This window comes from Ruminiclostridium josui JCM 17888 (assembly GCF_000526495.1).
Classification (GTDB): domain Bacteria; phylum Bacillota; class Clostridia; order Acetivibrionales; family DSM-1351; genus Ruminiclostridium; species Ruminiclostridium josui.
Map to the genome: position 1 here is coordinate 2,871,762 of NZ_JAGE01000001.1, position 25,734 is coordinate 2,897,495.

Annotated in this window: 21 protein-coding genes; 20 read left to right on the forward strand and 1 reads right to left on the reverse strand. The window is 35.3% G+C overall.

Annotation, left to right across the window (positions count from 1 at the left end):
• Positions 1-8 precede the first annotated feature (8 nt).
• From fabD to K412_RS0112980, 10 genes are all read left to right on the forward strand, one after another.
• Positions 9-1,262 carry an ACP S-malonyltransferase gene (gene fabD, locus K412_RS0112930; RefSeq protein WP_024833508.1) on the forward strand — a complete coding sequence of 418 codons (1,254 nt, stop codon included), beginning with the start codon at positions 9-11 and terminating at the stop codon, positions 1,260-1,262.
• Positions 1,263-1,345: 83 nt separating this feature from the next.
• A complete protein-coding gene (locus tag K412_RS0112935; RefSeq protein WP_024833509.1) occupies positions 1,346-2,557 on the forward strand; it encodes a macrolide family glycosyltransferase in 1,212 nt (403 codons plus the stop codon).
• Between the two features lie 26 nt (positions 2,558-2,583).
• Complete coding sequence (locus K412_RS0112940) at positions 2,584-4,017, forward strand: acyl carrier protein (protein ID WP_024833510.1); 1,434 nt, start codon at positions 2,584-2,586, stop codon at positions 4,015-4,017.
• 2 nt (positions 4,018-4,019) lie between these two features.
• Positions 4,020-5,240: a macrolide family glycosyltransferase gene (locus K412_RS0112945; RefSeq protein ID WP_024833511.1), complete on the forward strand. Its 1,221-nt coding sequence runs from the start codon at positions 4,020-4,022 to the stop codon at positions 5,238-5,240.
• Positions 5,241-5,863: 623 nt separating this feature from the next.
• On the forward strand, positions 5,864-9,016 hold the full coding sequence (locus tag K412_RS0112955) for an endo-1,4-beta-xylanase (RefSeq protein WP_024833512.1): 3,153 nt from the start codon (positions 5,864-5,866) through the stop codon (positions 9,014-9,016).
• A 198-nt stretch (positions 9,017-9,214) separates the two neighbouring features.
• Positions 9,215-10,309, forward strand: coding sequence for a diguanylate cyclase (locus tag K412_RS0112960; RefSeq protein ID WP_024833513.1), 1,095 nt, complete (start codon positions 9,215-9,217; stop codon positions 10,307-10,309).
• Positions 10,310-10,491: 182 nt separating this feature from the next.
• On the forward strand, positions 10,492-11,133 hold the full coding sequence (locus K412_RS0112965; RefSeq protein ID WP_024833514.1) for a PilZ domain-containing protein: 642 nt from the start codon (positions 10,492-10,494) through the stop codon (positions 11,131-11,133).
• A 376-nt stretch (positions 11,134-11,509) separates the two neighbouring features.
• Positions 11,510-11,683 (forward strand): DUF1540 domain-containing protein, encoded by a 174-nt coding sequence (locus K412_RS21880; protein ID WP_081741769.1) that lies wholly within the window; start codon positions 11,510-11,512, stop codon positions 11,681-11,683.
• Positions 11,684-11,793: 110 nt separating this feature from the next.
• A complete protein-coding gene (locus K412_RS0112975; protein ID WP_034847522.1) occupies positions 11,794-12,816 on the forward strand; it encodes a protein-glutamate methylesterase/protein-glutamine glutaminase in 1,023 nt (340 codons plus the stop codon).
• Between the two features lie 37 nt (positions 12,817-12,853).
• Complete coding sequence (locus K412_RS0112980; RefSeq protein ID WP_024833516.1) at positions 12,854-13,189, forward strand: arsenate reductase family protein; 336 nt, start codon at positions 12,854-12,856, stop codon at positions 13,187-13,189.
• A 4-nt stretch (positions 13,190-13,193) separates the two neighbouring features.
• Here the strand turns inward: K412_RS0112980 and K412_RS0112985 are convergent, their stop codons facing one another.
• On the reverse strand, positions 13,194-13,859 hold the full coding sequence (locus K412_RS0112985) for a putative ABC transporter permease (RefSeq protein ID WP_340139728.1): 666 nt from the start codon (positions 13,857-13,859) through the stop codon (positions 13,194-13,196).
• Between the two features lie 151 nt (positions 13,860-14,010).
• Here K412_RS0112985 and K412_RS0112990 point away from each other — a divergent pair, with 151 nt between their 5' ends.
• From K412_RS0112990 to K412_RS0113035, 10 genes are all read left to right on the forward strand, one after another.
• The gene (locus tag K412_RS0112990) at positions 14,011-14,757 is read left to right on the forward strand and encodes a M48 family metallopeptidase (RefSeq protein WP_024833518.1); all 747 of its coding nucleotides are present in this window, start codon (positions 14,011-14,013) and stop codon (positions 14,755-14,757) included.
• 143 nt (positions 14,758-14,900) lie between these two features.
• Positions 14,901-15,998 (forward strand): aldo/keto reductase, encoded by a 1,098-nt coding sequence (locus tag K412_RS0112995; RefSeq protein WP_024833519.1) that lies wholly within the window; start codon positions 14,901-14,903, stop codon positions 15,996-15,998.
• A 289-nt stretch (positions 15,999-16,287) separates the two neighbouring features.
• Positions 16,288-16,761 (forward strand): complex I 24 kDa subunit family protein, encoded by a 474-nt coding sequence (locus K412_RS0113000; RefSeq protein ID WP_024833520.1) that lies wholly within the window; start codon positions 16,288-16,290, stop codon positions 16,759-16,761.
• On the forward strand, positions 16,761-18,632 hold the full coding sequence (locus K412_RS0113005) for an NADH-quinone oxidoreductase subunit NuoF (RefSeq protein ID WP_024833521.1): 1,872 nt from the start codon (positions 16,761-16,763) through the stop codon (positions 18,630-18,632). The genes K412_RS0113000 and K412_RS0113005 overlap by 1 nt, the downstream gene beginning before the upstream one ends.
• Before the next feature lie 6 nt (positions 18,633-18,638).
• Entirely contained in the window at positions 18,639-20,318 is a 1,680-nt protein-coding gene (locus tag K412_RS20785; RefSeq protein ID WP_034847525.1) for a [FeFe] hydrogenase, group A, read from the forward strand.
• A 112-nt stretch (positions 20,319-20,430) separates the two neighbouring features.
• Positions 20,431-20,616, forward strand: a complete 186-nt coding sequence (locus K412_RS0113015; protein WP_242835618.1) for a hypothetical protein — start codon at positions 20,431-20,433, stop codon at positions 20,614-20,616.
• A 131-nt stretch (positions 20,617-20,747) separates the two neighbouring features.
• On the forward strand, positions 20,748-21,008 hold the full coding sequence (locus K412_RS0113020) for a (2Fe-2S) ferredoxin domain-containing protein (protein ID WP_024833523.1): 261 nt from the start codon (positions 20,748-20,750) through the stop codon (positions 21,006-21,008).
• Between the two features lie 86 nt (positions 21,009-21,094).
• A complete protein-coding gene (locus K412_RS0113025) occupies positions 21,095-22,819 on the forward strand; it encodes a [Fe-Fe] hydrogenase large subunit C-terminal domain-containing protein (protein ID WP_024833524.1) in 1,725 nt (574 codons plus the stop codon).
• The gene (locus K412_RS0113030; protein ID WP_024833525.1) at positions 22,819-23,991 is read left to right on the forward strand and encodes a SpoIIE family protein phosphatase; all 1,173 of its coding nucleotides are present in this window, start codon (positions 22,819-22,821) and stop codon (positions 23,989-23,991) included. Before K412_RS0113025 ends, K412_RS0113030 begins: the two co-directional genes overlap by 1 nt.
• 15 nt (positions 23,992-24,006) lie before the next feature.
• Positions 24,007-25,482: a zinc ribbon domain-containing protein gene (locus K412_RS0113035; RefSeq protein WP_024833526.1), complete on the forward strand. Its 1,476-nt coding sequence runs from the start codon at positions 24,007-24,009 to the stop codon at positions 25,480-25,482.
• The last annotated feature ends 252 nt before the right edge of the window (positions 25,483-25,734 follow it).

A 25,734-nucleotide genomic window follows, 5' to 3' on the forward strand; every position in this document is an offset into this window, starting at 1 on the left:
GATGTGGTATGAATAAGCTGGCTTTTTTGTTCCCAGGACAGGGGGCTCAATATATTGGTATGGGCAGTAAACTTTGTGAAAATTTTTCGGTTGCTGAACAGGTTTTTGATGAAGCAAATGAAGCTCTTGGCTTTGATTTAAAAAAACTATGCTTCCAAGGAAGTATGGAGGATTTGACAAAAACAGAAAATACCCAGCCTGCTATCCTGACCGCAAGTGTTGCGGCATTCAGAGTATATATGAAGGAGATAGGTATTAAACCTGACTATACCGCTGGACACAGCCTTGGAGAGCTTTCTGCACTTTGCTGCGCAGGAGGAATAGATTTTACGGACGCTGTTAAGCTTGTAAAGCAGAGAGGAAGACTTATGCAGGAAGCAGTTCCTGAAGGAATGGGTAGTATGGCTGCCGTTAGTGGCGTTGAAAAGGAAGTTATAGAAAAGGAATGTTCCCGTGTATCAAAAGAAGGAAGTATTGTGGTGGTCTCCAACTATAATTCATTAGAGCAAATAGTAATATCAGGCCATGTAAAAGCGGTTAATGATGTGGGAGAGCAGTTGAAGTCCATGGGTGCAAGAGTGGTTTATCTAAAAGTGAGTGCACCATTTCACAGTCCCTTGATGCAGTCTGCTGCAGATAAATTTAGAGATGAGCTGGAAAAATATAACTTTTATCATATGGAATGGCCTGTAATATCAAATGTTACGGCAAAGCCATACCCGGGAAAAGAGCAAATTGTTGATTATTTGTCATTACAAATAACAAGCCCTGTTAATTGGCAGTCTACCATAGAATACTTACAGAATTCCGGAATTAACAAAGCTGTTGAAATGGGTCCAAAAACTGTTTTGAAAAACCTTTTGCGGAGCAATAAGGCAATAACGGTGTTTTCATCAGAAACAACAGAAGATATATCCCTTATGAAGGAAAAATTGATTTTAGCAAAAGATTCTGAAAAGCCCATAAATAACGGTCTTATGTTTATAACCGGTTGTATAGCAGCTGCAGTTAGTACGAAAAACCGTAATTGGGATGAAAATGCATATAACAAAGGTGTAGTAGAGCCTTACAGAAAATTAGTTGCGCTAAAGGAAGAGCTAATAAAGCAAAAAATACAGCCTACAGAAGCGCATATTGAAGAGGCTGTGGATTTATTAAAACAAATATTTAAAACAAAATTATTACCGGTTATAGAACAGGAGGAAAGATTTAATAAACTGTTTAAAGAAGCAGGATTACAATCTAATACTGGTAGTTTATAAGGAAAACAAGTATTGGTGTTAAATGGATTAGAGGTTATAGGGTGAGTTTTTGAAATTATATAAACCCTCAGGTGGAGGCTAATATGTCAAAAGTATTTTTTTTCAGTATACCATTTTCGGGTCATGTTAATCCCGGTGTGGGACTAGCCAAAGAATTGGTGAAAAAAGGAGAGGAGGTTATATACTACTGTACTGACAGCTTCAAAGAAAAAATTGAAAGCTCGGGGGCTGTATTTAGAAGCTATGGAAGCAAATTTTATCTAAACGACGATTTTGTTACACACAACATTATAGAAATTTTGAGAGTTCATCTTGAGTTAAGTGAAATTATTATGGAACAACTGCATAAGGATATAAAACGGGACAAGCCAGACTACATAGTTCATGATTTTATGTCTACATGGGGAAAGCATGCAGCACGGGTTTCAAATATACCAGCTGTCAATATTTACACAACATTTGTAGAAAAACCAAAAGGTTTTATTAATACAATTGGGTTAGTTCTGGCAGTGGCAGCTATGATGCTCAAGAACATTCCAAGAATGATAGATATACGTAAAATTTCTGGTAGGCTAAAAAAGAAATATAATATCAAAGTAAAAGGTTTGAGTGATATTATCGACAATAAGGAGGCCTTAACACTGGTATTTACATCTCACAATTTTCAACCATATTCTTATAAATTTGGTGTAAATTACAAATTTGTAGGGCCTGTAAGTATGTATAGAAATGAGAAAATAAAAGGTTTTAAACTAAACAAATCAGAAGGCAGACCTTTACTTTTTATTTCCCTTGGTACTGTGTTTAATAATGACAGGGAATTCTTTATAAAATGTATTAAGGCCTTTGGTGACATGGATATTGATGTTCTCATGTCGGTAGGCAAGAAAATAGATATATCATCTCTTGCAATTCCAGAAAATTTTACTGTAAAGCATTTTTATGAGATACCCCAGTTAGAAGTACTAAATGAATGTGATGCATTTATAACTCACGGTGGAATGAACAGCGTCCATGAGGGACTTATGTTTGGAATACCATTGATAGTCGTACCACAGCAGTTGGAACAGGCTCATATGGCAAAACGGGTAGCCGAAACAGGGTGCGGGATATATCTTGATATGTCGGAAGTTACACCGGAGTCATTAAAAGAAAGTTATAAAAAAATAACCTCTGACGATTCATATGGTAAAAATGCTGAGAAAATGAAGGATTCATTTCTAAAAGCAGGCGGGCCGGAGCGTGCTGCAGAGGAGATATTTTCTTATATAAAAAGTATTGATAGGATGACATGATTTAAAGGAAAGGGTGTTGGATATTTATGAAAGAACAACAAAATGTAGGGCAAATTGAGGAAATACTGACAGATATCTGGAAGGAAGTACTGCACGTAAAGACATTAGATGTAAATGACAGATTCTTTGATTTGGGAGGAGATTCATTTAAAGCTGAGATTATAACAGACATATGTTTGGAAAAAGGTATTCAGGTGACACCTAACGACATTTTTAACTACAGGACAATTTCTGAAATAGCAAAAAACATCCGTAATACTGATAATTTAGAAAAAGATACAGTTATGCATCATAATATATCAAAAGGAAAAAAACTTAAAATAAAATATCAAAGAGACATAACAACATATTTACATAGGTCTATTCCTTTATGTGCTATATTATCTGACGAAAGGTATTATACATGGTTTTATGAACACTATATTCAAATATTTTACATTGCATATAATAACAGTTTTTCAAGATTGGAGTTTTTAGAGCCAAAAAACAACTTTGAAGAAATATTTGACGAGAAATACCTCACTTATGATGAACAACAGTCTGATATTATTGAATTTATTGAAAACAACATTGACTCCGGCACATATCTTACAATAAATGTTGATGAATATTATTTACCCCAGAAGGGCAGCTACAATGAACATCACTATGTTCACCAATCAATGATTTTTGGTTATGATAAAGCAGAAAGAAAATTAATGGGGCTAGGTTTTGACGCAAATATGATGTTCAAAGAACTTGAATTTGACTATGATGATTTTTCCAAAGCATATGAATCGGCTAAGACCAATTATAAGTTCACGGCACCATGGGCAGAGACGGAAGCGATACAACTTCTAACACCAAAGCAAAATGTAGGGGAATACAAGTTTGATTTGAATAAATTCATGGAAGAAATATATAAATATTTAGACGGTTCAAATCAGGATAAATCCAGAATTGAAAAACTCATACCTTTGGAAGAGCAGCAAATGTGCACTAATTTAATATATGGACCTAAAATATACAGCGCAGTGGTGGAAAGCCTTGAAAAGCTTGGGAAAGACATCCTTCAGGGATTGGATGTTCAGGGAATGGTAGAGCAGCTAAAGGAACAGATGCTAGCAGATATAATGCCTGCAATTGACTACAGAAGCATTCATTTACTTTATGAACATAAAAAAGGACTTTATGACAGATTTAAATATATTACTAGTAAATTCTACACGTCTGGAAAATTAGAGGACTTATTGAATGAATTTAATAAACTGGTTGAAAAAATGAATACTGCAAGAATTACATTTTTTGACTTAGAGCATATGCTAAGATTTAATTTTGATCCGGCTGCTGTGAACTTTGAAGATATAATGGTTTCATTCCAGAAAGTGATAGATACAATAAAAGCAATTGGGGATAGGGAAGAAGAATTATTAAGAGAAATTTGCAGGGAATTTGAAACAGGCTTCAAAGGAGGAAAGTAAATATGTCCAAGGTATTTTTTTTCAACATTCCTTTTCATGGCCATGTCAATCCCAGTTTGGGTCTGGTTAGTGAGTTGGTCAAGAGCGGCGAGGAAGTAATATATTATTGCAACGAAAGTTTCAGAGAAAAGATTGAAAGTACCGGAGCTGTGTTCAGGAGTTACAGCAGTAAATTTTATCTTGATGAAAATTATGTAACATATAATATTACGGATTTGTTCAGGGTTCATCTTGAATTGAGTTTATTAATACTGGATGAATTGATAGAGGATGTGAAAAGAGATAAGCCTGCATATATAATACATGATACTATGTGCCCTTGGGGAAAGCACTTGTCAAAAATCACCAATATACCTGCAATTAACACCTTTACAACTATAGCCCTAGAACCAGATGGATTTATTTTAACTACTGGATTTGTTTTAGCACTGGCTTTTAATATACTGAGAAATATCCCTAACATGATAAAAATACGCAGAATCAAAAAAATAATTGAAAGTAGTTATAATATAAAAGTAAACAGTCTGATGGATGTTGTCCTAAACAAGGAAGAAATGAACTTAGTATATACTTCAAAAGAATTTCAACCCAAGTCCGAAAAACTAATGAAACGTTACAAGTTTGTAGGACCAGCAAGTATGTACAGAAAAGAGAATGTACCGGAACTAAGGCTAAACAGAAACACTAAAAAGCCACTGCTGTTTATATCCATGGGAACAATATTCAACAACAACACAGACTTTTTCAATACTTGCACTGAGGCTTTCGGAAACATGGAAATAGATGTTCTAATGTCGGTAGGAAAGAGCATTGACATATCCTCATTGAAAATCCCCGACAACTTTACTGTAAAATATTATTTTGAAGTTCCCCAGTTGGAAATATTAAAAGAATGTAATATATTTATGACTCATGGTGGGATGAACAGTACACAAGAAGGTCTTTTTTACGGGGTTCCCTTAATCATTATACCGCAGCAGCAGGAGCAGGCCCATGTAGCTATGCAGGTAGTCAGAACAGGAAGTGGTATTTGTCTGAAAAAATCAAAGGTTACTTCTGAATTACTAAGAGAATCGGTTCAAAAAATAATGTCTGACTATTCATATCGGGAGAATGCGCTAAAGATGAGGGATTCATTTATAAACGCAGGGGGCCCAAAACAGGCTGTTGAAGAAATACTTCTTTATGTAGGAAAGAAAAGAATAGTAGAAATGCTTAAATGATTTTGTACTATTTGCTTACAGGAGATAAAAGGCAGCTTGTCAGAGTTGAGCTTATTAACCATGAATTTAGTCAATTGACTTCCAATATAATCAAATGCTTGAAGGCGGAGGAGATCCTCCGCCTTGATTGCGTTAGAGAAGAAAATCAATTCATGTAGAGTTTCCATTAATAAAAAAATAACAAGAAAAAGATATAAGATTTTTCGGTACAAATTATGTAAAATCAGTCGTTGACTTATAAAAACAATAGTAGTATTTTAAATATAGTATTATATTCCAGTTTATACAGTGCATCAGTCCTATTTCAAGGAGGAAATTTAAGCTGTTATAAATTCATAAATTATCAAACATTATTAATTTAATTGACGTTATTTCCTAATTTTACCACACTATATAAAGAACTCTCTTAATTGTAGCTTATAAAGTAGATAGAATTACATCATTAATTCCTGTTTTTCACATAAATTGATACCATAGCCACTTAGTTTAGGGAATTATTAAAAGTTAATAATAAAGCAACTTTATACTTTGAAAGGGGGATAGTACGGTAATAATCAAGTTCATAGAAAAATTCGCACATAATTTTGGCAAGTAAAAACATTTAAAATCAGGAGGACGATTGAATGTACAGAAACAGAAATAAGGTCTTAGCACTGCTTTTAGTTTTTGCAATGCTCATTTCCGTTATGCCAATCAGCACAGTAATGGCTGACACAAAAACTACTTATCACGAGACTTTTGCAGATGGAAAGGGTATAGCTACCCAATCTGGAGGAGCTAATCTAGAGAAAGTAGGAAATAAGGTTTTTGAAGGAAATGATGATGGAGCAGCATTATATGTAAGCAATAGAATAAATAACTGGGACGCAGCTGATTTCAAATTTGAAGATATTGGATTAAAGGACGGTAAGACTTATAACATAACCGTAAAAGGTTTTGTTGACTCAAATGCAAAGGTTCCTGCAGGTGCACAGGCATTTCTTCAGGTTGCGGACAGCTATGCATGGCTGGCAGGTGCAGAATTCGTTGCTGGAAAGGCTTTCACATTAAGCGGAAAGTATACTGTTGATACTTCAAAGGACAGCAGGGTACGTGTTCAATCCAATGATGAAGGTAAAGAAGTTCCTTTCTATATTGGGGACATTTTAATTACAGAAGAGGCTACAGAAGAAGTACCTGTTGATCCTAATCAACCAAAGGCAGAAACTTTCAAAACAATAACATTTGAAGATAATACAACAGAGGGCTTTGAACCTAGAGGCGGTGAAGGCTCAGAAAAACTGACTGTAACAAAAGAAGCCAATCACACAGCTAATGGTTCATACGCATTAAAAGTAGAAAACCGAACAATGACTTGGCATGGTCCTTCATTGCATGTTGAGAAGAATGTAAGCCAAGGTAGTGAATACAAGGTTACTGCTTGGGTAAAACTTATTAGCCCTGAAAGTACACAACTTCAACTTTCCACTCAGGTTGGAAATGGAGGAAGTGCTTCTTATGTAAGCCTTGCAGCAAAAACAATAAGTACTGCTGATGGCTGGGTTAAGTTCGAGGGTACATATCGTTACAACAATGTTTCCAGCGGATACATTACTATATATGTAGAAAGTGCAAGCAGTGCTAATGCTTCCTTCTATATTGACGATATTAGCTTTGAACAAACGGGTTCAGGACCAATCAAAATCCAAGATGATTTAAAATCCATTAAAGATGTATATAAAAAGGATTTCCTTATTGGAAACGCAATAGCAGCAGAGGATATGGAAGGGGTCAGACTTGACCTGTTAAAGAAGCACTTTAATGTAATGACAGCTGGTAATGCTATGAAGCCAGATGCATTACAACCTTCAAAGGGTAACTTTACATTTGAAGATGCAGATAAGCTTGTTGATAAGGTTCTGGCAGAGGGATTCAAGATGCATGGACATACTCTTGTTTGGCATCAGCAGTCACCTGCTTGGTTAAATACAAAAGTTGATGCAAGCGGAAATGCTATACCTTTGTCACGTGAGGAAGCTCTTACAAATCTAAGAACCCATATTAAGACAGTTGTAGAGCACTACGGTAACAAGGTAATATCATGGGACGTAGTAAATGAAGGTATGAATGATAATCCTACTAATCCTGCTGACTGGAAAGCATCATTACGTCAAAGCCCATGGTATCAGGCAATTGGTCCTGATTACATAGAAGAGGCGTTTTTAGCAGCAAGAGAGGTTCTGGATGCTCACCCTGATTGGGATGTGAAGCTATATTATAATGATTATAACGATGATAATCAAAGCAAATCTAAAGCTATTTACTACATGGTAAAAGAGTTAAATGAAAAATATGCAAAAACTCACCCTGGTAAGCTTCTTATCGATGGAGTTGGTATGCAGGCACATTACAGCTTATCAACAAATCCTACCAATGTTGAGCTTTCATTGGAGAGATTTATTTCTCTGGGTGTTGAAGTAAGCATAACCGAGCTTGATGTACAGGCAGGCAGTGACTTCAAGTTAACTGATGAAATTGCAGAAGCACAGGGATATTTATACGCACAGTTATTTGATATATATAAGAAACATGCAGCTAACATAAGCCGTGTTACTATTTGGGGATTGGATGACGGCACAAGCTGGAGATCATCTACAAATCCTTTGCCATTTGACAAGAATCTTCAGGCAAAGCTCGCATTTTTCGGTTTAATAGACCCTGCTAAGTACATGGATGAACATAAACCTCAAACACCTAAAGATGCTAAGCATACAACTGCAAAATACGGAACACCTGTAATTGACGGTACTATAGACAGTGTTTGGAGTAAAGCACATGCAATACCTGTAAATACATATCAAATGGCATGGCAGGGAGCTACAGGAACTGCAAAGGCTCTATGGGATGACAAAAACCTGTATGTTCTTGTTCAGGTAAGTGACTCAGAGCTTGATAAGAAGAGTGCTAATGCATACGAACAAGACTCTGTTGAAGTATTCTTTGATGAGAACAACGGAAAAACTTCATTCTACCAGGATGATGACGGACAGTACAGAGTTAACTTTGATAATGAGACTTCATTTAACCCTGCATCAATTGCAGAAGGATTTGAGTCCGCAACAAAGGTTTCAGGAACAAGTTATATTGTTGAAATGAAGATACCTTTTAAAACTTTAACTCCTTCTGATAATATGAAAGTTGGTTTTGATGTTCAGGTTAACGATGGTAAAGATGGTTCACGTAAGAGCGTTGCTACTTGGAATGATACTAAAGGAACAGGATATCAGGATACTTCAGTATATGGTGTTCTAACCCTGACAAAATCCGATAGCAATAGCACTAGTGAATACATCACAAGAGGACAATTTATTGATTCCATAATTAAGGCTTTAGGATTGAATAAAAATGTTCAGGCTAAAGATTCCTTTAAGGATGTAAAAAAGGATTCCAGCTATTATGCTTCTGTAAGCGCTGCTTACCAGAAAGGAATAATATCAGGATATAAGAATGGAGAATTCAAACCACAGGCTAAGATTACTCGTCAGGAAGCAATGACAATAATCGCCAAGGCTATAAAGGTAACAGGAAAGAATGTTAACTACTCAACTGCTGAAATAAATAAAATACTCAAGGAATTTAAGGATTCAAACAAAGTTGCCAACTGGGCAAAAGCTTCGGTTGCTGCTTGTATTAAAGAAGGAATTATATCCGGAAAGAGCGGAAAAATGATTGCACCGCAAGAAAATATAACTGTTTCACAAACAGAATCAATAGTAAAGAAATTGTCCGCTAAATAATAACTGAATTGCATTTTAAGCCGGCTTCCCAAGATTTTGGGGGTCGGCTTTTTTTGTGGATAATTGTTTTTGAAAGGTCAGACTAATGATAATTAAAAGCGAATATCTGAACTAATATAAAGAAATACTATTTAAAGATATTAATTCTCATTATATTTATTTATATATGAGTAGGTATACATAAGAAGGGAATAAAGAATGTTAAGTGACCTGATAATAAATGCAGCTATTCTTATTTCTTTTTTAAGCATAGCAAATCAATTTTATAAGGATAGGGATAAAGAAATTCAATCCCGATTCTTGTTTAAAATTTGTACTGGATTAGTATGTGGAATTTTAGGTATCCTTCTAATGTGGTATAGTGTCAGAATACAAAATGTAACGTTGGTAGATTTTAGAAATATAGCTACTTTGTTGGCAACTACAGTAGGAGGAAGTACAGCTGCTGTTATATCAGGCATTGCCATGGGAGGCTTCAGAATTGCGTATTTTGGGCTAAATAAATATTCTGAGGCTGGAACAGTTGTTATTATATTGGTAACATTAGGAATACTGATGATTTTTAAAACGAAAAGACCTCTAGGTAAGAAATGGTTTCTATCTACAATTTACATGACCATTGTAAGCTGTGGAGTTTATTATTATATTTTTCCCAATAATATCTCAATCTTCTTTACAGTATATCCGTATTTTATTCTGGGAACTGTAGTCGTTAGTTATACCATATACAAATATATGTTATATCTTAATAACATGAGCTTATTGTATAGGAAGTTAAAAGAGGAAGCTTCAAAGGATTATTTAACAGGACTTAACAACGTAAGGGAATTCAATAAATTTTTCAGGCTAATAATAGAGAAGGCAGTGAGCAATAATCAAAAATTTTCTTTACTTTTATTAGATATAGATTTTTTTAAAAAAATAAACGATACACATGGTCATCAGGCAGGCGATAAGGTCTTAAAAGAAATAGGAAAGATATTAAGACAGAGTTGCAGAGCAGATGATAAAATTTCGCGAAATGGCGGTGAAGAATTTTCAATTTTACTTGAGAATGCTTCAAACAGAGAAGCTATTGAGATAGCTGAAAGAATCAGAAAAATTATAGCTGAAAATGAATTTGAGATTTCTTGTGGAAGGAGAATTAATGTAACAGTATCCATTGGGATATCTTCATTTCCTGAGACAGTTACAGATATAACACAGATAATTGAGAGGGCTGACAATGCTCTTTATAAAGCAAAGCGTACAGGAAGGAACCTTGTAGTTTCAGATGAAGCTATACTGGGATAGTTTACATAATGAATATTAAAAAGATGTTCTTTTAAATCAAATTATGTAAATAAATAACCCATTTCCCAGATATAGTCTTGTTCGAGAAATTATTATGTGCTATTCTTTTATCATTGGGTAAACATATCAAGAATATTCTGTTTTAAACTTAATATTGTGTATTTTTGTATTGGGAGGATAGTATGGAAAAGTTAAACTTAGTATTGAGACATTATAACAAGGTCAAACCCATGCACTGTACTGTTGTGAGTGGTGATACCCAAAAAGTGTTCACTGTAAAGTTATGTAAAGATGAAAAAAATGGTGCTGAAATTCTAAAGGGAGACCCCGTACTTATTGGATTTTTAAACAATGACGAAACTCTTTATTTAAGTGGTGGTAATATAGTAGGTGCTATTCCGAATGAAGAAGAATACATAATCCATGCAAATAATCCTCAAAATATAGCTTTCGAAACTGAAAGAAGACAATACGAGAGATTCCCCACTTCACTGGCTGGTGAAATTAAGCTTGTTAATTCCAACAAAAGAGAACCCATATGCATAAAGGATTTTAGCTATGCAGGCATGTGCATATATTCAAGCGATGAGTTCAATAAAGACGATGAAGTTGAGATTAGTGTATTCCTCAGTAATAATGTTATTAAGTATGATGCAACCATAGTCAGAAAAAACGTTAACTTCGGAAGATGTGAGTATGGTATACAGATTATGCATAGGGATAAAAATTCAATGTATTCCACACAGAATCAATTAACATCTTTTATACTCAGTGAAAAAGAGCTGATGTACAGGCATTTGATAAGTGCAAATTATAGATTTTAGTACATAAGAAATATAACTAAGAGAAATTAAATTGGGCAATTTTTAAATATTTTTAGTAACCCTTTAAATCTAATAGTAAACTAATTATGTAAATAACAATTTTTTGTTTCATAGGGCGGACTATTTTTTTAAAATTATTACCAAATTAATCATAAAAAATATTTTACGGATATCACAAAAAATATGATTTATGGTATATTATAGTATGGCGGATATTTATAGGTCATTCTGAGTCAAATAGTCATATAAAACTGGTTTCAGATATTAAGCCTTCTTTGTACAAAAAGAGTAGATGATGCAAATTCTTATAAAATGAATTAAAACAGAATTTGTGCAAATAATACTTAGGAATCTATTTTCAAAGGAGGAATACACAATGTCTGTTAAAAAGATGAGTCAGCCTAATACTGGTGTAAAATGTGTTGTTAATACTTGTCAATATTATATGAGCGGTGATCACTGCAGTGCTGAACAGATAGAAGTTCAGCCTAGAAATGCAAGAGACACTCAGGAAACAGATTGTGCTACTTTTTTGCCTCAAAACCAGTAATCAAATAAAGTTGAAATATTAGACCCAATAAACGCCATACCTCTATAAACATGGGGTATGGTGTTTTAATGTAGAATAGAATAACAATATGATTATACAGGAAAGGTTATATGATTGATATGGAAAAAATCAAAGTGCTGATTGTTGACGACAGTTTATTATTTCGTGAAGTGATTTCAAGACAGATAACTTTGGATCCTGAAATAGAAGTAGTTGCAAAGGCCGTTGATCCCTTTGATGCCAGAGATAAAATAGATAAGTATGCCCCAGATGTTATGATTTGCGACATTGAAATGCCTAAAATGAATGGTATTGAATTTATAAGTAGGCTATTACCACAGCATATGATTCCTACTATTGTTGTAAGTTCAATCAGTGAAACTGTGTTCGATGCAATAAAAGCAGGAGCAGTAGATTTTATACCAAAGCCGGATATGCAAATATCCAAAAATGTAGAAGAATTTATAAACGAATTGATAGCCAAAGTAAAAACTGCGAAAAAATCCAAACTTCCGGAAAGAGTCAGAAGCATCAGTGAAACTGCCTATCCGAATATTAAATTTGACAGCAGTAAAATTATCGCAATAGGCGCTTCAACAGGAGGAACGGAAGCTATTTTCAACATACTTAAACAGTTGCCTCCAAATATTCCAGGTATAGTTATAGTTCAACATATACCCCCAATGTTTTCACGAATGTTCGCTGAAAGACTTAATAAACAAACCGGATTACGGGTTAAAGAGGCTAATAACGGTGACTATGTTGAAGAAGGAAAAGTACTTGTTGCACCCGGAAATTACCAGATGAGAGTCAAAAAAACAGGGGAACGTTATAAAGTTGAAGTGTTTCAGGGCGAAAAGGTTAGTGGACATTGTCCTTCAGTGGATGTATTGTTTGAATCCGTGGCGAAGGAAGCCGGAGACAAGGCAGTTGGAATTATATTGACAGGTATGGGTTCTGACGGAGCTAAAGGACTGCTTTCTATGAGAAAAAAAGGTGCAAGAACCATAGGACAAGATGAGAAGTCTTCTGTTGTTTATGGCATGCCAAAAGTTGCATATGAAATTGGGGCAGTGGAAAAGCAGACATATCTTGAGGATATTCCCAAGACACTGTTTTCAATGTTAAAGTAAAAGAAAGTTTTATAAACTGTCAGATGAAAGGAGCTTTATGAATATACAGATATATGGAGCCAAAGGGTTTGACACACAGAAAGCAGAGAGATATTTTAAAGAGCGGAAAATTAGCTACCAGTATATAGATCTCTATAAGTATGGAATGAGCAAAGGTGAATTTGAAAGTGTAAAAGCAGCTGTTGGCATAAGTAATTTGATAAATACAAAATCAAAAGAATATGAAAAACTCAATATGAGAAATCTGGGGGTAGGCAAAGCTGCACAGGAAGTTCTATTAAAAAACCCTAAGCTTTTTAATACTCCTATAGTAAGAAACGGAAAACAGGCAACAGTAGGTTATCGACCGGATGTATGGAGTGAATGGGATTAATCATTTAATGCCTCATATAATAAACTACCTTTACGGTCATACTTTTAATATCATTTAGTCTGTGGAATACCAAATTGTATACCCAGTGAATATTATTTATGCCCTGAAGGCTTGTAAATATGGAAATACATAAGTCGGCCGAAATCCATACAAAACATATACTGCTGATTAATGCTTTGGTATGTGGGGAAAGTAATTTTATTTTTTTCATTACTACAGGATGAATACTATAAATTGCTATTAGTGACATAATTCCCCAAATAAGAGTATTCCTCAAACATATTATTCCAAGGAAATTAAAAAAATACCCGCTATAGTCCCATAGTTCACGTTTCAGCACATTTTGAAGGAAGAGTCCTGTAATAAGCTCTAGAACAGTAGTTATAAGTATTGAGCTAAAAAATACAAGGACTGGGCGAGATTTTAGTTTGTCTAGAAGAAAAACAACCAAAATTGTACCTATTCCATAAATTCCGCATAAAGGGCTTATGAGAAACCCTCTTTTTATAAACTGCCAGTGATAAACGGATAAATAAACTGTTTCCATTAACCAACCGCAGAAGGAATATATAATAAAACATAGAAATACATCATATATCTTTATTAAATTTTTAGATATGTAACAGTTCATATTTGCAGCTCTCTTATTTGATTTATTGTTTAATATCATGCTATGAATTTCAAACGAATAGAGTTACTTTTATATGTGTATTCAAAATCTTTTAATAATATTTCAATATATGCTTTTGATAATTGACATTGGAGATATGCTTTGCTAATATCGAAATACAGGTATTTATGCTTGCGGAGGAATATTTAAATTGATAAAATCTCAAAAAACTGTAGAAACATTGTCACGAATTAACTTAGACGGAAAAGAAATGGAATATTACCTAAGAAGAAGCAGCAGAAGGACAGTTTCTATTATGATAAAAAACACTGGACAGGTTATTGTAGCTTGTCCGCTAAAAACTCCCTTAGCATACATAGAGAAATTTCTGTTTGAAAAAGAGAAGTGGATTCTAAAAACGCTGACTGAAATTCAGGAGAAACCCGCTAGGGTGATGAAAAAAACCTTTGATAATGGCGATTTATTTTATTATCTAGGCAAAGAATACAAGCTTAAAATTGTTGAAAATAATATTACCAAAAAGCCAAATGTACGCTTTGAAGAGGAGCTAATGGTTTTAGAGATATCTGATAATCCAGACAAGGAAAAAATAAAATCCGTCCTAAAAAAATGGTATATATCAAAGGCCAGAGAGCTATTGGCTGAAAGAATCAGAATATACTCACCTCTGATTGGCTTATCACCTAAAAAATTAGCTGTAAAAGAGCAAAAAACAAGGTGGGGAAGTTGCAGCTCAAAAGGTAATATTAATCTTAATTGGAAACTCGTTATGTCACCTTTGCCGGTAGCTGATTATGTAGTAATACATGAACTCTGTCACCTGAAAGAAATGAATCATTCTAAGAAATTTTGGGGAATTGTTGAAGCTATTATGCCGGATTACAAAGTTTACAGAAAATGGTTGAAAGAAAATGGCTATACTTTATCCTTTGAGTAAAAATAGTTATAAAATCTCATGTAAAAATATAAAAATGTATATTGAAATTTAGTTATATAAAGTATAATTATTAACATAATACCACTCAAATCAATATATAAAATGGTGCATATATTAATCGGGGAAACCGGAGGGATTGTAGGATGATTTATAAAAAATACGGTAACACAGGCAAGGAAATATCTGCAATAGGTTTTGGAGGTATGAGGTTTCCTAAAACCGGAGATAGCTACGACTATGATAAATGTGCAGAGATAGTAGTACATGCAAATGAACTTGGTGTAAACTATTTTGATACTGCACCGGGATATAATGATGACCATAGTGAATTTATTATGTCCCATGCTTTTAAAAACATGAAAAAGCCATTCTATGTTTCAACTAAAAGCAGCCAAAAAGATGGCTCAAAATTACGTGAGCAGCTTGAGACATCTTTAAAGAGAATGAATCTTGAAAAGATTAATTTTTTCCATATATGGTGTATCCTGAGTCTTGACGACTATAGAAGCAGGATGGTAAAAGGCGGTGCTTATGAGGCTGCCCTAAAGGCAAAAGAAGAAGGACTTATAGAACATATTGTATTCTCAACCCATTGTACAGGAGACGAGATTGAAACAATAGTAAATGAAGGCTGCTTCGAAGGAATGACTGTGGGTTACAATATACTTAACTTCCCGTTCAGGCAAAAAGGTTTAGAAGCTGGTTATAAAAAGGGACTGGGTATAGCTACAATGAATCCCCTTGGAGGAGGTCTGATTCCTCAAAAGGCTGATTATTTTGATTTTATCAGAAGTGAAGACGACAAAAACGTAGTTGATGCTGCTTTAAGGTTTAATGCTTCCCATGATGAAATAACCACCGTATTAGCCGGAATGAGCAGTATTGAAGAGGTAGTTCAAAATTGCAAAGTTGGCGATAATCTGGTTAAAATTGAGCAAAGTAAATTAAAGGAAATTGAAGGTAGACTCTTTAATTCCATGGATAAACTTTGCACAGGCTGCCGTTATTGTGAATACTGTCCAAAGAAAATACCTGTGTCAAAATATATGCTGTCATATAACAACCATATTCTTGGTAATACTCAGGAGGTTTTGAACAACATTAAATACCATTGGGGAATCAAGCAGGAGGATGTTAACAATTGTATAGAATGTGGCTTGTGCGAAAGAAAATGCACACAGCACTTGCCAATAATAAACAGGTTAAAAGAAATTAGTGCATTTGAAGATGCAAGTAAATAAGTTAATTTTACCATCAAACTTGATAACTAAGCTAACCCGTATAAAATCAGCAGATTGCAAAAATATAATATTACAATCTGCTGATTTTTTGTATTCTTTTAACGAAATATCCTAATAATTCCTTGAAATAAATTCCAAAAACCTTATTTATAACTTAATTTCAGATATTGTATTTCTATATAAACATTGGCAGAAGGAATTCCTCTGGCTAGAATTATATTGTCAAAAAAATAACAATGATAGCTGATAAGTAAATGCACTTTACAAGTACTTGAGGAGGGAAAACAAAATGGATGATTGCAAATGCAGTCTGGTTGACGGGATTTTAAACAAGTATGACAACAATAAATCGAACCTGATAGCGATTTTACAGGAAATCCAGAATGAATACAAATATTTGCCCGAGGATGTTTTGAATTACGTAGCTGGAAAGCTGGAGATTAATCTCTCAAAGATATTCAGTGTAGCTACTTTTTACGAAAACTTTTCTTTGGTACCTAAAGGAAAATACATAATAAAGGTATGTGACGGTACAGCGTGTCACGTTAGAAAATCAATTCCTATTTTAAATGCAATGAGAAAAGAACTGGGTCTGTCTGAAAGCAAACACACTACAGATGACAAGCTGTTTACAGTTGAAACAGTTTCCTGCTTGGGGGCCTGCGGATTAGCCCCGGTTATTACAATAAATGATAAGGTATATGCAAAAATGACGCCGGATTCAACAATAGAATTAATAAAGACTTTGAGGAGTGAAGGATAATGAAAATTAATAATTTGCAAGAATTTAAAGCCTTTTCTGACAGGTCGGCACAGGCACTTGAAAAGCAAAAAAAGAAGGTTCTGGTGTGTGCGGGAACAGGTTGCGTAGCCGGAGGGTCATTAGAGATATACAACAGAATCAAAGAGCTTATAAATGAAAAAGGCCTTCTGGTTGATCTTGAACTGGATTACGAAAAAGAAGGAATAGGAGTAAAAAAGAGTGGCTGCCACGGTTTTTGTGAAATGGGGCCTTTGGTAAGAATAGAACCTGAAAATTACTTGTATTTAAGAGTTCAGATAGATGATTGTGAAGAAATCGTAAACAAAACCCTTATGAATAACGAAGCTGTTGAAAGACTTATGTATACAGCGGACAACAAAGTATATAAGGCACAGGAAGACATCCCTTTCTATAAAAAGCAAACAAGAATGGTTCTGAAAAACTGTGGAAGCATCAATGCCGAATCCTTTGCAGAATATGTTGCAAAGGGAGGCTATCAGGCCTTGGGTAAAGCATTATTCGAAATGGAGCCACAGGAAGTATGTCAGTCCATACTGGATTCCAACCTTAAAGGAAGAGGGGGCGGAGGTTATCCAGCAGGGAATAAATGGAAACAAGTATTAAAACAGAACAGCGAAATTAAATACGTTGTTTGTAACGGTGACGAGGGTGACCCTGGAGCATTCATGGACAGAAGTATAATGGAAGGTGATCCTCACGGTGTAATCGAAGGTATGACTATTGCCGGGTATGCAACCCAGAGTACTGCCGGATACATATATGTTAGAGCAGAATATCCTCTTGCGGTAGAAAGACTGAGGATAGCCATTGAAGACGCAAGAAAGCACGGAATGTTGGGTGAGAATATACTAAATTCCGGATTTTCATTTGATATAAACATAAACAAAGGTGCAGGGGCCTTCGTTTGCGGTGAGGGTAGTGCATTAACTGCTTCAATAGAAGGCGAAAGAGGAATGCCAAGAGTTAAGCCTCCAAGAACCGTTGAAAAAGGACTTTGGGGAAAGCCAACTGTACTAAATAATGTAGAAACATATGCAAATGTTCCTTTAATTATAAATAATGGAAGTGAATGGTATAAAGGTATTGGGACTGAAAACAGTCCGGGTACAAAAGCATTTGCCATAACAGGTAACGTTAACAATACCGGATTAATAGAAGTTCCTATGGGAACAACCCTAAGAGAAGTAATTTTTGATATCGGAGGAGGTATCAAGAATGACAAGAAATTTAAAGCCGTTCAAATAGGAGGCCCTTCAGGAGGATGCCTCACAGAAGAACATCTGGACTTACCACTGGACTTTGATTCACTAAAAAAAGTAGGAGCAATGATAGGTTCAGGGGGACTCGTTGTAATGGATGAAGACACCTGCATGGTTGAAGTTGCAAGGTTTTTTATGAACTTTACACAAAACGAATCCTGCGGTAAATGTGTACCATGTCGTGAAGGAACCAAGAGAATGCTTGAAATTCTTGAAAAGATAGTAAACGGAAAAGGTACTAAAGAAGACCTTGATTTACTTGAGGAACTGGCAGATACCATAAGCAGTACGGCATTATGCGGATTGGGTAAGTCAGCTGCAAGCCCTGTTGTAGGTACATTGAAGTATTTCAGAGAAGAATATTTGGAACATGTTATAGATAAGAAGTGCAAAACACATACCTGTAAGGCTTTGGCTTCTATAGTTATAGAAAAAGATAAATGCAAGGGCTGCAGTAAGTGTGCCAGAATATGTCCTGTTCAGGCAATTGAAGGAAAGATTAAGGAGCCGTATACAATTAATCAGTCAAAATGTATCAAGTGCGGTGCCTGTTTGGAAACATGTCCATTTGCAGCAATAAAGGAGGCGTAAATAACAATGGGAACTATGATAATTGACGGACAGATGGTTGAATATACCGATGAAAAAAATATACTGGCAGTAATAAGAAAAGCAGGTATTGAGCTTCCGACCTTCTGCTACCACTCAGAGCTCAGTGTTTACGGTGCGTGCAGAATGTGTATGGTTGAAGATAAATGGGGCGGCACCATAACCTCATGTTCAACGCCTCCAAAGGATGGAATGGAGGTATGGACAAATACAGATAAGCTTAAAAAACACAGAAAAATGATATTGGAGCTTCTTCTTGCAAACCATGACAGAGATTGTACAACCTGTGAAAAGAGCGGAAGATGCAAGCTTCAGGAAATAGCTTTAAAAGTTGGAGTAAAGAAAATAAGGTTTGGACAAGAAAAGAAAGAAATGCCTATAGATGATCTTGGTCCATCGATAATCAGAAATCCAAACAAGTGTATACTTTGTGGAGACTGTGTAAGAGCTTGTCAGGAAATTCAAGGTGTAGGGGTACTGGATTTTGCTTACAGAGGATCAAATCTTCAGGTAACAACTGCATTTAATAAATCATTGCAGGAAGTGGATTGCGTTAACTGTGGTCAGTGCAGGGTTGTTTGTCCTACCGGAGCATTAATGATAAAGAAAGATATTGACAGAGCATATGAGGCACTTCAGAACAAAAATAAGCGTGTAATAGCTCAGATAGCTCCCGCAGTACGTGTTGCAATCGGAGAAGATTTCGGACTTCAACCTGGTGAGATTTCAATGGGTAAGATTGTAGCAGCACTTAGAAAGTTGGGCTTTGATCAGGTATTTGACACTGCTGTTGGCGCTGACTTGACTGTTATAGAAGAAGCGGAAGAACTCATGGATAGAATTCAGAGAAAAGAAAAGCTGCCTTTGTTCAGTTCATGCTGCCCTGCTTGGTTTAAATACGCAGAGCAAAAACATCCTGAACTTATGGAAAATGTGTCTTCATGTCTGTCTCCACAGCAGATGTTCGGAGCAGTTATAAAGGAACAGCTTAAAAAGGAACAGTCTTCTGATGAAAAAGAGAATATTGTAATTGCAATAATGCCGTGTACTGCAAAAAAATATGAAGCTGCAAGACCTGAAAATGCAATAAACGGTGAAAGACAGGTGGATATGGTTATAACCACACAGGAGTTAGCAATTATGATACAGGAAAACGGTATTGTGTTTAATGAACTTGAAGACGAAGCCGTTGACATGCCTTTCGGATTTACCAGTGGAGCAGGTGTAATATTCGGTGTCAGCGGAGGTGTATCCGAGGCAGTACTTCGTTACTATTATAAGGAAAGAAACGCTTCAACCCTGAAAAGTATTTCATATTCAGGAGTGAGAGGTATGGAAGGTGTTAAGGAAGCAACAGCTGAAATTGACGGAAGAATAGTAAGAATTGGAGTAGTTCACGGTCTTAAAAATGCTGAAAAACTTATTAGAAAAATTAAAAAAGGTGAAGAAAAATTCGATTTTATTGAAGTAATGGCTTGTCCTGGAGGTTGTATAGGCGGTGCGGGACAGCCGATTCCACAGAATGAAAATGTAAGAAAATTAAGAGCAAAAGGTATATACAAGGTAGATAAGTCTTTACCCATCAAACGTTCTGATGACAATCCTACTATAGATGCTTTGTATAATGGCATTCTAAACAGTAACAGACATATTCTTCACAGAGACTAAGAAACATTAAAATTATATTTTTACAGATGTGGCTAAAAGATTAAAAGTCTTTGGCCTCATCTGTTTTAAAAAAATTAATTGTTAGCCTATAAGGCAAAAGGAGGATATTATAATGAATAAGGAAAATAAAATGTTGTGTGACGTAGCAGGTAATAACATTAGCATTTGCATGCAGTTAATGATGGTTGATGAAGCAAAAACCGATATGGAGTACTGCTGTAATAGCTGCAATAAATCATACTGTGAATTAAACCCTATGGTTTTAGGTATGGTACCCGCATTTTCAGGACGTAAATAGGCTATAGGCTTAAGAATAAAGACCTTCATACATATAATTAGATTTTTAGTAGCTAAATGGATTTGACATAAAAAATTATATAATTTAAAATTATATTGTTATTTGTTTAACAAACATAGGCGGTGGAATATATGCTTGATATATATGTTTGCGTTGGTAGTTCCTGCCATCTCAAGGGATCTTATCAGATAATTAACTGCTTTCAAAGAATGATTAAGGAAAACAATCTTGAAAGTAAAGTTGAGTTAAAAGCATCCTTTTGCATGGGACATTGCACAACAGGTGTTTGCGTTAAAATAGGCGATACTTTTTATAGTGATGTAGGCGCAATAAATGCTGAAAGTTTCTTTAATGAGAAAGTATTTAACACAATTGAAGGCAAGAAGGCATAGTGCAAATTATCTCAAATTACATAGGACTACAGACATAAATATACTACTAACTGCATAAGAGCCGTCAGGGCTATGGAGGCGACTTTATGAGCATAATTCAATTTAAAGAAGCGAACTGTAAAAACTGTTATAAATGTATACGAAGCTGCCCTGTAAACGCTATTGCATTTAAAAACGAACAGGCTGAAATCATACATGACGAGTGTATGCTTTGTGGAATTTGCCTTACGGCATGTCCTCAGAATGCAAAAAGTGTTAACAGTGATGTTGAAAAAGTTAAAAAGTTTATACAGAAACGTGAAAAAGTTTATGTGAGTCTTGCACCTTCATTTATTTCTGCATTTGACCATGATGAAAAGTGGATTTATTATGCCCTGAAAAAGCTCGGATTTACACATATAGAAGGAACAGCCAATGGTGCTTATCAGGTATCAAGGCAGTATGAAAGTCTTTTGAAGCAGAAGCAGATGAAAAACATCATAACCAGCTGCTGCTCATCAATAATATTATTAATAGAAAAATATTATCCTCAGCTCTTGGATCAGCTTGCTCCGGTAGTTTCTCCCATGATAGCTCATGCTAAAATGCTCAGGGAAACATATGGACAAAGAATAAGAGTTGTATTTATAGGACCTTGTATTTCAAAGAAAGAAGAATATAATGACCTTCAAAATGACAGTCAAATTGATGCTGTACTAACTTTTGATGATTTGGATAAGTGGTTTGAGGAAGAAGGCCTGTATGAGTCAGATGAAATTATTGACGGTATAAAAGGCTTTGATACATCAGCGAGAATATATCCCATACCTGGCGGTATCTTAAAAACTATTGACAGAAAATACAAGAAAAATTACAGATCTATTAGTGTAGATGGTGTTGAACGATGCATGGATGTTCTCCAATCCATAGTAGAAGGTGATATTGAAAATTATTTCATTGAAATGAGCAGCTGCAAAGGAGGCTGCTTGGGGGGGCCATGCATGAAACATGTACCTGGAGGATTTCTCACTGCAAGAGAGAGACTTTTAAACTATGCAAAAAGGACAGGAATTCAAACGAATTCGGCGCTGACAAACTCTGTAATGGCTTTGACTAAGGTTGATTTAAAGAAGAAATTCGTTGACAGGTCAAAGAAACTGGAAGTACCGTCAGAGGCAGTAATACAAGGTATATTAAATAGTATTGGAAAATTCAGTAAGGATAAAGAGCTAAACTGCGGAGCTTGTGGTTATCATTCCTGCAGAGAAAAGGCTATAGCCGTATTCCACGGAAAGGCACAGGTTCATATGTGTCTGCCCTATATGAGAGAAAGGGCAGAGTCTATTTCAAATATTATTATAAATTATACACCATATGCAATTTTTGCTCTGGATGAGAGCCTTAAAATACAAGAGCTTAACAAGTCTGCCCAACAGATGTTCAACCTGGGAGCCAGAAACATGAATGGAAAGAGTATTTTGGAGATACTCCCCTGTGATGGCTTTGAACAGGTGTTGGAAGGTGCTGAAAATGTGTATGATGAAAAATATGTTTATGAAAAATACGGTATGGTGGTAAAGCAGTCCATTATAAACGTAAAACAGCATAATACTGTTATAGTTATAATAAATGATATCACTAAAGAGGAGGCCCAGAGGCAGAAAATTCTGGAAAGTCGTTCTCAGAATATAGATATTGCTCAAAAAATTATGGAAAAACAGATGACGGTGGCTCAGGAAATCGCCAGTCTGCTTGGTGAAACTACTGCAGAAACAAAGGTGGCTTTAACCAAGCTTAAAAAATCAATTATGTCAGAGATGGGTGAATTATAGTGAGCCTATATATTGATGTAAGTTACGAAAGTATAAATAAATATAGAGAAGAATTATGCGGAGACAAGGTTGAAATTATTAGAAGCCCCGATTCCGTTGTAGTGGTTTTGGCAGACGGACTTGGAAGCGGTGTGAAGGCAAATATTCTTGCAACTCTGACATCAAAAATAATAGGTACAATTATGTCAAATGGTCTGGATATAGAAGAGGCTGTTAATACGGTAGCCAAAACTCTTCCTGTTTGTAAGGAGAGAGGGGTTGCATATTCAACTTTCTCCATAATACAGATATTTAATAATGGTGAAGGATACTTGGCCGAGTTTGATAATCCTTCTGTAGTAAGGCTGCGAAAAGGTAAAATAATGAGCCTGGAGACAGAAAGCAGGGTTGTTAATGATAAACTCATAAAAGAAGCCAGGTTTAAAGTCAGTCCTGATGACTTGTTTGTAATGATAAGCGACGGAGTTATTCATGCCGGCATAGGTCAGACATTAAATCTTGGGTGGCAGTGGGAAAATGTCAGTGATTACATACAAAGGACCTATAAAAAGGATGCATCTTCTAAGACACTTGCAAAACTTCTTTTGGCAGCCTGTGACAACCTTTATTCCCATGAACCCGGCGATGACACTACGGTTGTTACTCTTAAAGCAAAAAAACCTGTGAAGCTGAACCTGATGATAGGACCGCCTGTGGATTCTTCACGAGATGAGGAGATTGTATCTCGATTTATAGCAAACGAGGGGAAAAAAGTAATTTGTGGAGGTACTACTTCTCAGATTGTTGCCAGAGTTTTAGGAAAGGAAATTAAGACGTCAATAGAATACTTTAATCCTGCGGTTCCTCCTACAGCAGAGATAGAAGGTATTAACCTGACTACAGAGGGAGTACTTACCCTTAGAAAAACACTTGATTTGCTTAAAGCCTGCGTATCGCCTGAAAGTGGTATGGGAGATATGCTGAAACTTAATAAAAAGGATGGTGCTTCAAGGCTTGCAAAAATGCTCCTTGAGGAGAGTACAAGTATATATTTTTTTGTTGGAAGAGCAATGAATCCTGCACATCAGAATCCTGAATTTCCACTCAATATGGGAATGAAATTCAAGCTGGTGGAAGAACTGGCCGCATTGCTTACACAAACGGGAAAACATATAAGTATAGAGTATTGCTAGGGAGGGGGAGCTTTCTTGGGTCTTAGGACAATACATTTAAAACTTCATAAACCCAGTAAGCTTAAACGTGAAATTATTCAAAAAGCATTTGAAAATTATAATAATGCATTTAATTATTTATTAAAAACTGCTTTTGATAATATAGATGAAATTGAAAGTAATTATAAATCCCCTAAAGGGACTTACAGTACACTGTCTCTTTCAAAATGGATAGACAGTAAAAGGTCGAAGGAATTGAATAAGTTTGATGTTCAGCCTTTCAAGGACTCCTTAAAGTTTGACTTTGGAATGACCATGGCAAGTTATTTTGCTCAGAAGCAAACAAACCCTGATATGGTGTTTCCGAATTTCAAGCAGGATAATACTCAAGGAAATGAAAAGTTGAGACCCATATACTTTTGCAGGTATGACACAAAAAGAAGTTTTTGTCTCCTATATGATCCTGACGACAACAAGTACTTTGCTAAACTGTTCCTGATGAATGTAAAAAATGCAAAGGTACGTAATATATCAGCAAATAAAAGAGAACTTATATATATATCCAAAAAACCCGAGCCTGCCAAAAGTCTAAAAAGGGAAACTTTTATTGTAGTTCCTCTTTCATTCGGGAAATGGCAGGAAAATATGCTTAGGCAAGCCGTTGAAAAGCCTGAAATACTTAGAACAGCTCGCTTGTTGTGCAGGAATAACGAGTACTTTCTGAGCATGAGTATAAATCTTCCGGAGGAGCAGGAAGTAAAAACTACCACTTTTATGGGTGTTAGCAGGGGTATAAAAAATGATATTAATTACACGATTGTTGATGAAAAAGGAAACTCAATTATAAAGGGAAGTCTTCAAAATTGCCGAGAATCAAAGGATAGAAAACAAATAATATGCAAGATGGCAAATGCAATAGCAGATATAGCTTTAAAAAATAAATCAATGGTAATTCTTCAGAACCTTGTGGGCAAGGGGGACAAACTCAGTTGGAGTGAAGGAGGAACTGTACACAAACCCGTTTATGGTTGTAAAATGTACAATGACCTTGTAAGAGTACTGGAATACAAGCTTCCCCAAAAAGGATTGCCGATTCCTGCGAAAGTAAGTTCTGTTGATATTTTCCATACATGTTGTGTATGCGGAAGCAACACCAGAAAAAACAGGTTTTCAGAAAACATGTTTATCTGCACAACCTGTGGAGCCAGCTATAGTATAGATGAACTTGGCAGCAGAAATCTTGCCGTAAAACTCATAAAGTATGAAAATACTACCTTCAAGTTGAAGGCAAGAAGGACAAGCGAAGGTATGTACCTGAATAATGAACTTATAGGGTTGGATATATTTGTTCACAAGAATGAAAATCCTTACGAACGGCTGAAGGAAGAGATAAGGAATTTACTGGAGAAAAAAGAGGATAATTATATTAACTCCAAACTTAATTTTAAGGATATAAAAAGTATTATTGATAAATTAGTAAAAAGCAATTTTGCAAATATAGAAATAATTTAATTTTGTGCTTTTGCTGCCGCACATTGCTTACAGAGTAAGCTTATATGTTAAAACATATAAAAAAGTGCAGCTATCTAGTTAAGAAGCCGCTTTTGGAATTAGTTTTCTGAAAGCGGCTTCTTTAATGTAACTTTATGGAAAAAATATTGACTATAGACACATATTTTGATAAACTATCATAAAAGTAAAGGGGAGTAGCTTGTAAGCGATAAAGTCAACAACCGGCTTAATTAAAGAGCCTGGCTTTATTCT

Coding starts and splice junctions, on each gene's coding strand:
- fabD (WP_024833508.1), top strand. CDS start 9: ATGAATAAGCTGGCTTTTTTGTTCCCAGGACAGGGGGCTCAATATATT.
- K412_RS0112935 (WP_024833509.1), top strand. CDS start 1,346: ATGTCAAAAGTATTTTTTTTCAGTATACCATTTTCGGGTCATGTTAAT.
- K412_RS0112940 (WP_024833510.1), top strand. CDS start 2,584: ATGAAAGAACAACAAAATGTAGGGCAAATTGAGGAAATACTGACAGAT.
- K412_RS0112945 (WP_024833511.1), top strand. CDS start 4,020: ATGTCCAAGGTATTTTTTTTCAACATTCCTTTTCATGGCCATGTCAAT.
- K412_RS0112955 (WP_024833512.1), top strand. CDS start 5,864: ATGTACAGAAACAGAAATAAGGTCTTAGCACTGCTTTTAGTTTTTGCA.
- K412_RS0112960 (WP_024833513.1), top strand. CDS start 9,215: ATGTTAAGTGACCTGATAATAAATGCAGCTATTCTTATTTCTTTTTTA.
- K412_RS0112965 (WP_024833514.1), top strand. CDS start 10,492: ATGGAAAAGTTAAACTTAGTATTGAGACATTATAACAAGGTCAAACCC.
- K412_RS21880 (WP_081741769.1), top strand. CDS start 11,510: ATGTCTGTTAAAAAGATGAGTCAGCCTAATACTGGTGTAAAATGTGTT.
- K412_RS0112975 (WP_034847522.1), top strand. CDS start 11,794: ATGATTGATATGGAAAAAATCAAAGTGCTGATTGTTGACGACAGTTTA.
- K412_RS0112980 (WP_024833516.1), top strand. CDS start 12,854: ATGAATATACAGATATATGGAGCCAAAGGGTTTGACACACAGAAAGCA.
- K412_RS0112985 (WP_340139728.1), bottom strand. CDS start 13,859: ATGATATTAAACAATAAATCAAATAAGAGAGCTGCAAATATGAACTGT.
- K412_RS0112995 (WP_024833519.1), top strand. CDS start 14,901: ATGATTTATAAAAAATACGGTAACACAGGCAAGGAAATATCTGCAATA.
- K412_RS0113000 (WP_024833520.1), top strand. CDS start 16,288: ATGGATGATTGCAAATGCAGTCTGGTTGACGGGATTTTAAACAAGTAT.
- K412_RS0113005 (WP_024833521.1), top strand. CDS start 16,761: ATGAAAATTAATAATTTGCAAGAATTTAAAGCCTTTTCTGACAGGTCG.
- K412_RS20785 (WP_034847525.1), top strand. CDS start 18,639: ATGGGAACTATGATAATTGACGGACAGATGGTTGAATATACCGATGAA.
- K412_RS0113015 (WP_242835618.1), top strand. CDS start 20,431: ATGAATAAGGAAAATAAAATGTTGTGTGACGTAGCAGGTAATAACATT.
- K412_RS0113020 (WP_024833523.1), top strand. CDS start 20,748: ATGCTTGATATATATGTTTGCGTTGGTAGTTCCTGCCATCTCAAGGGA.
- K412_RS0113025 (WP_024833524.1), top strand. CDS start 21,095: ATGAGCATAATTCAATTTAAAGAAGCGAACTGTAAAAACTGTTATAAA.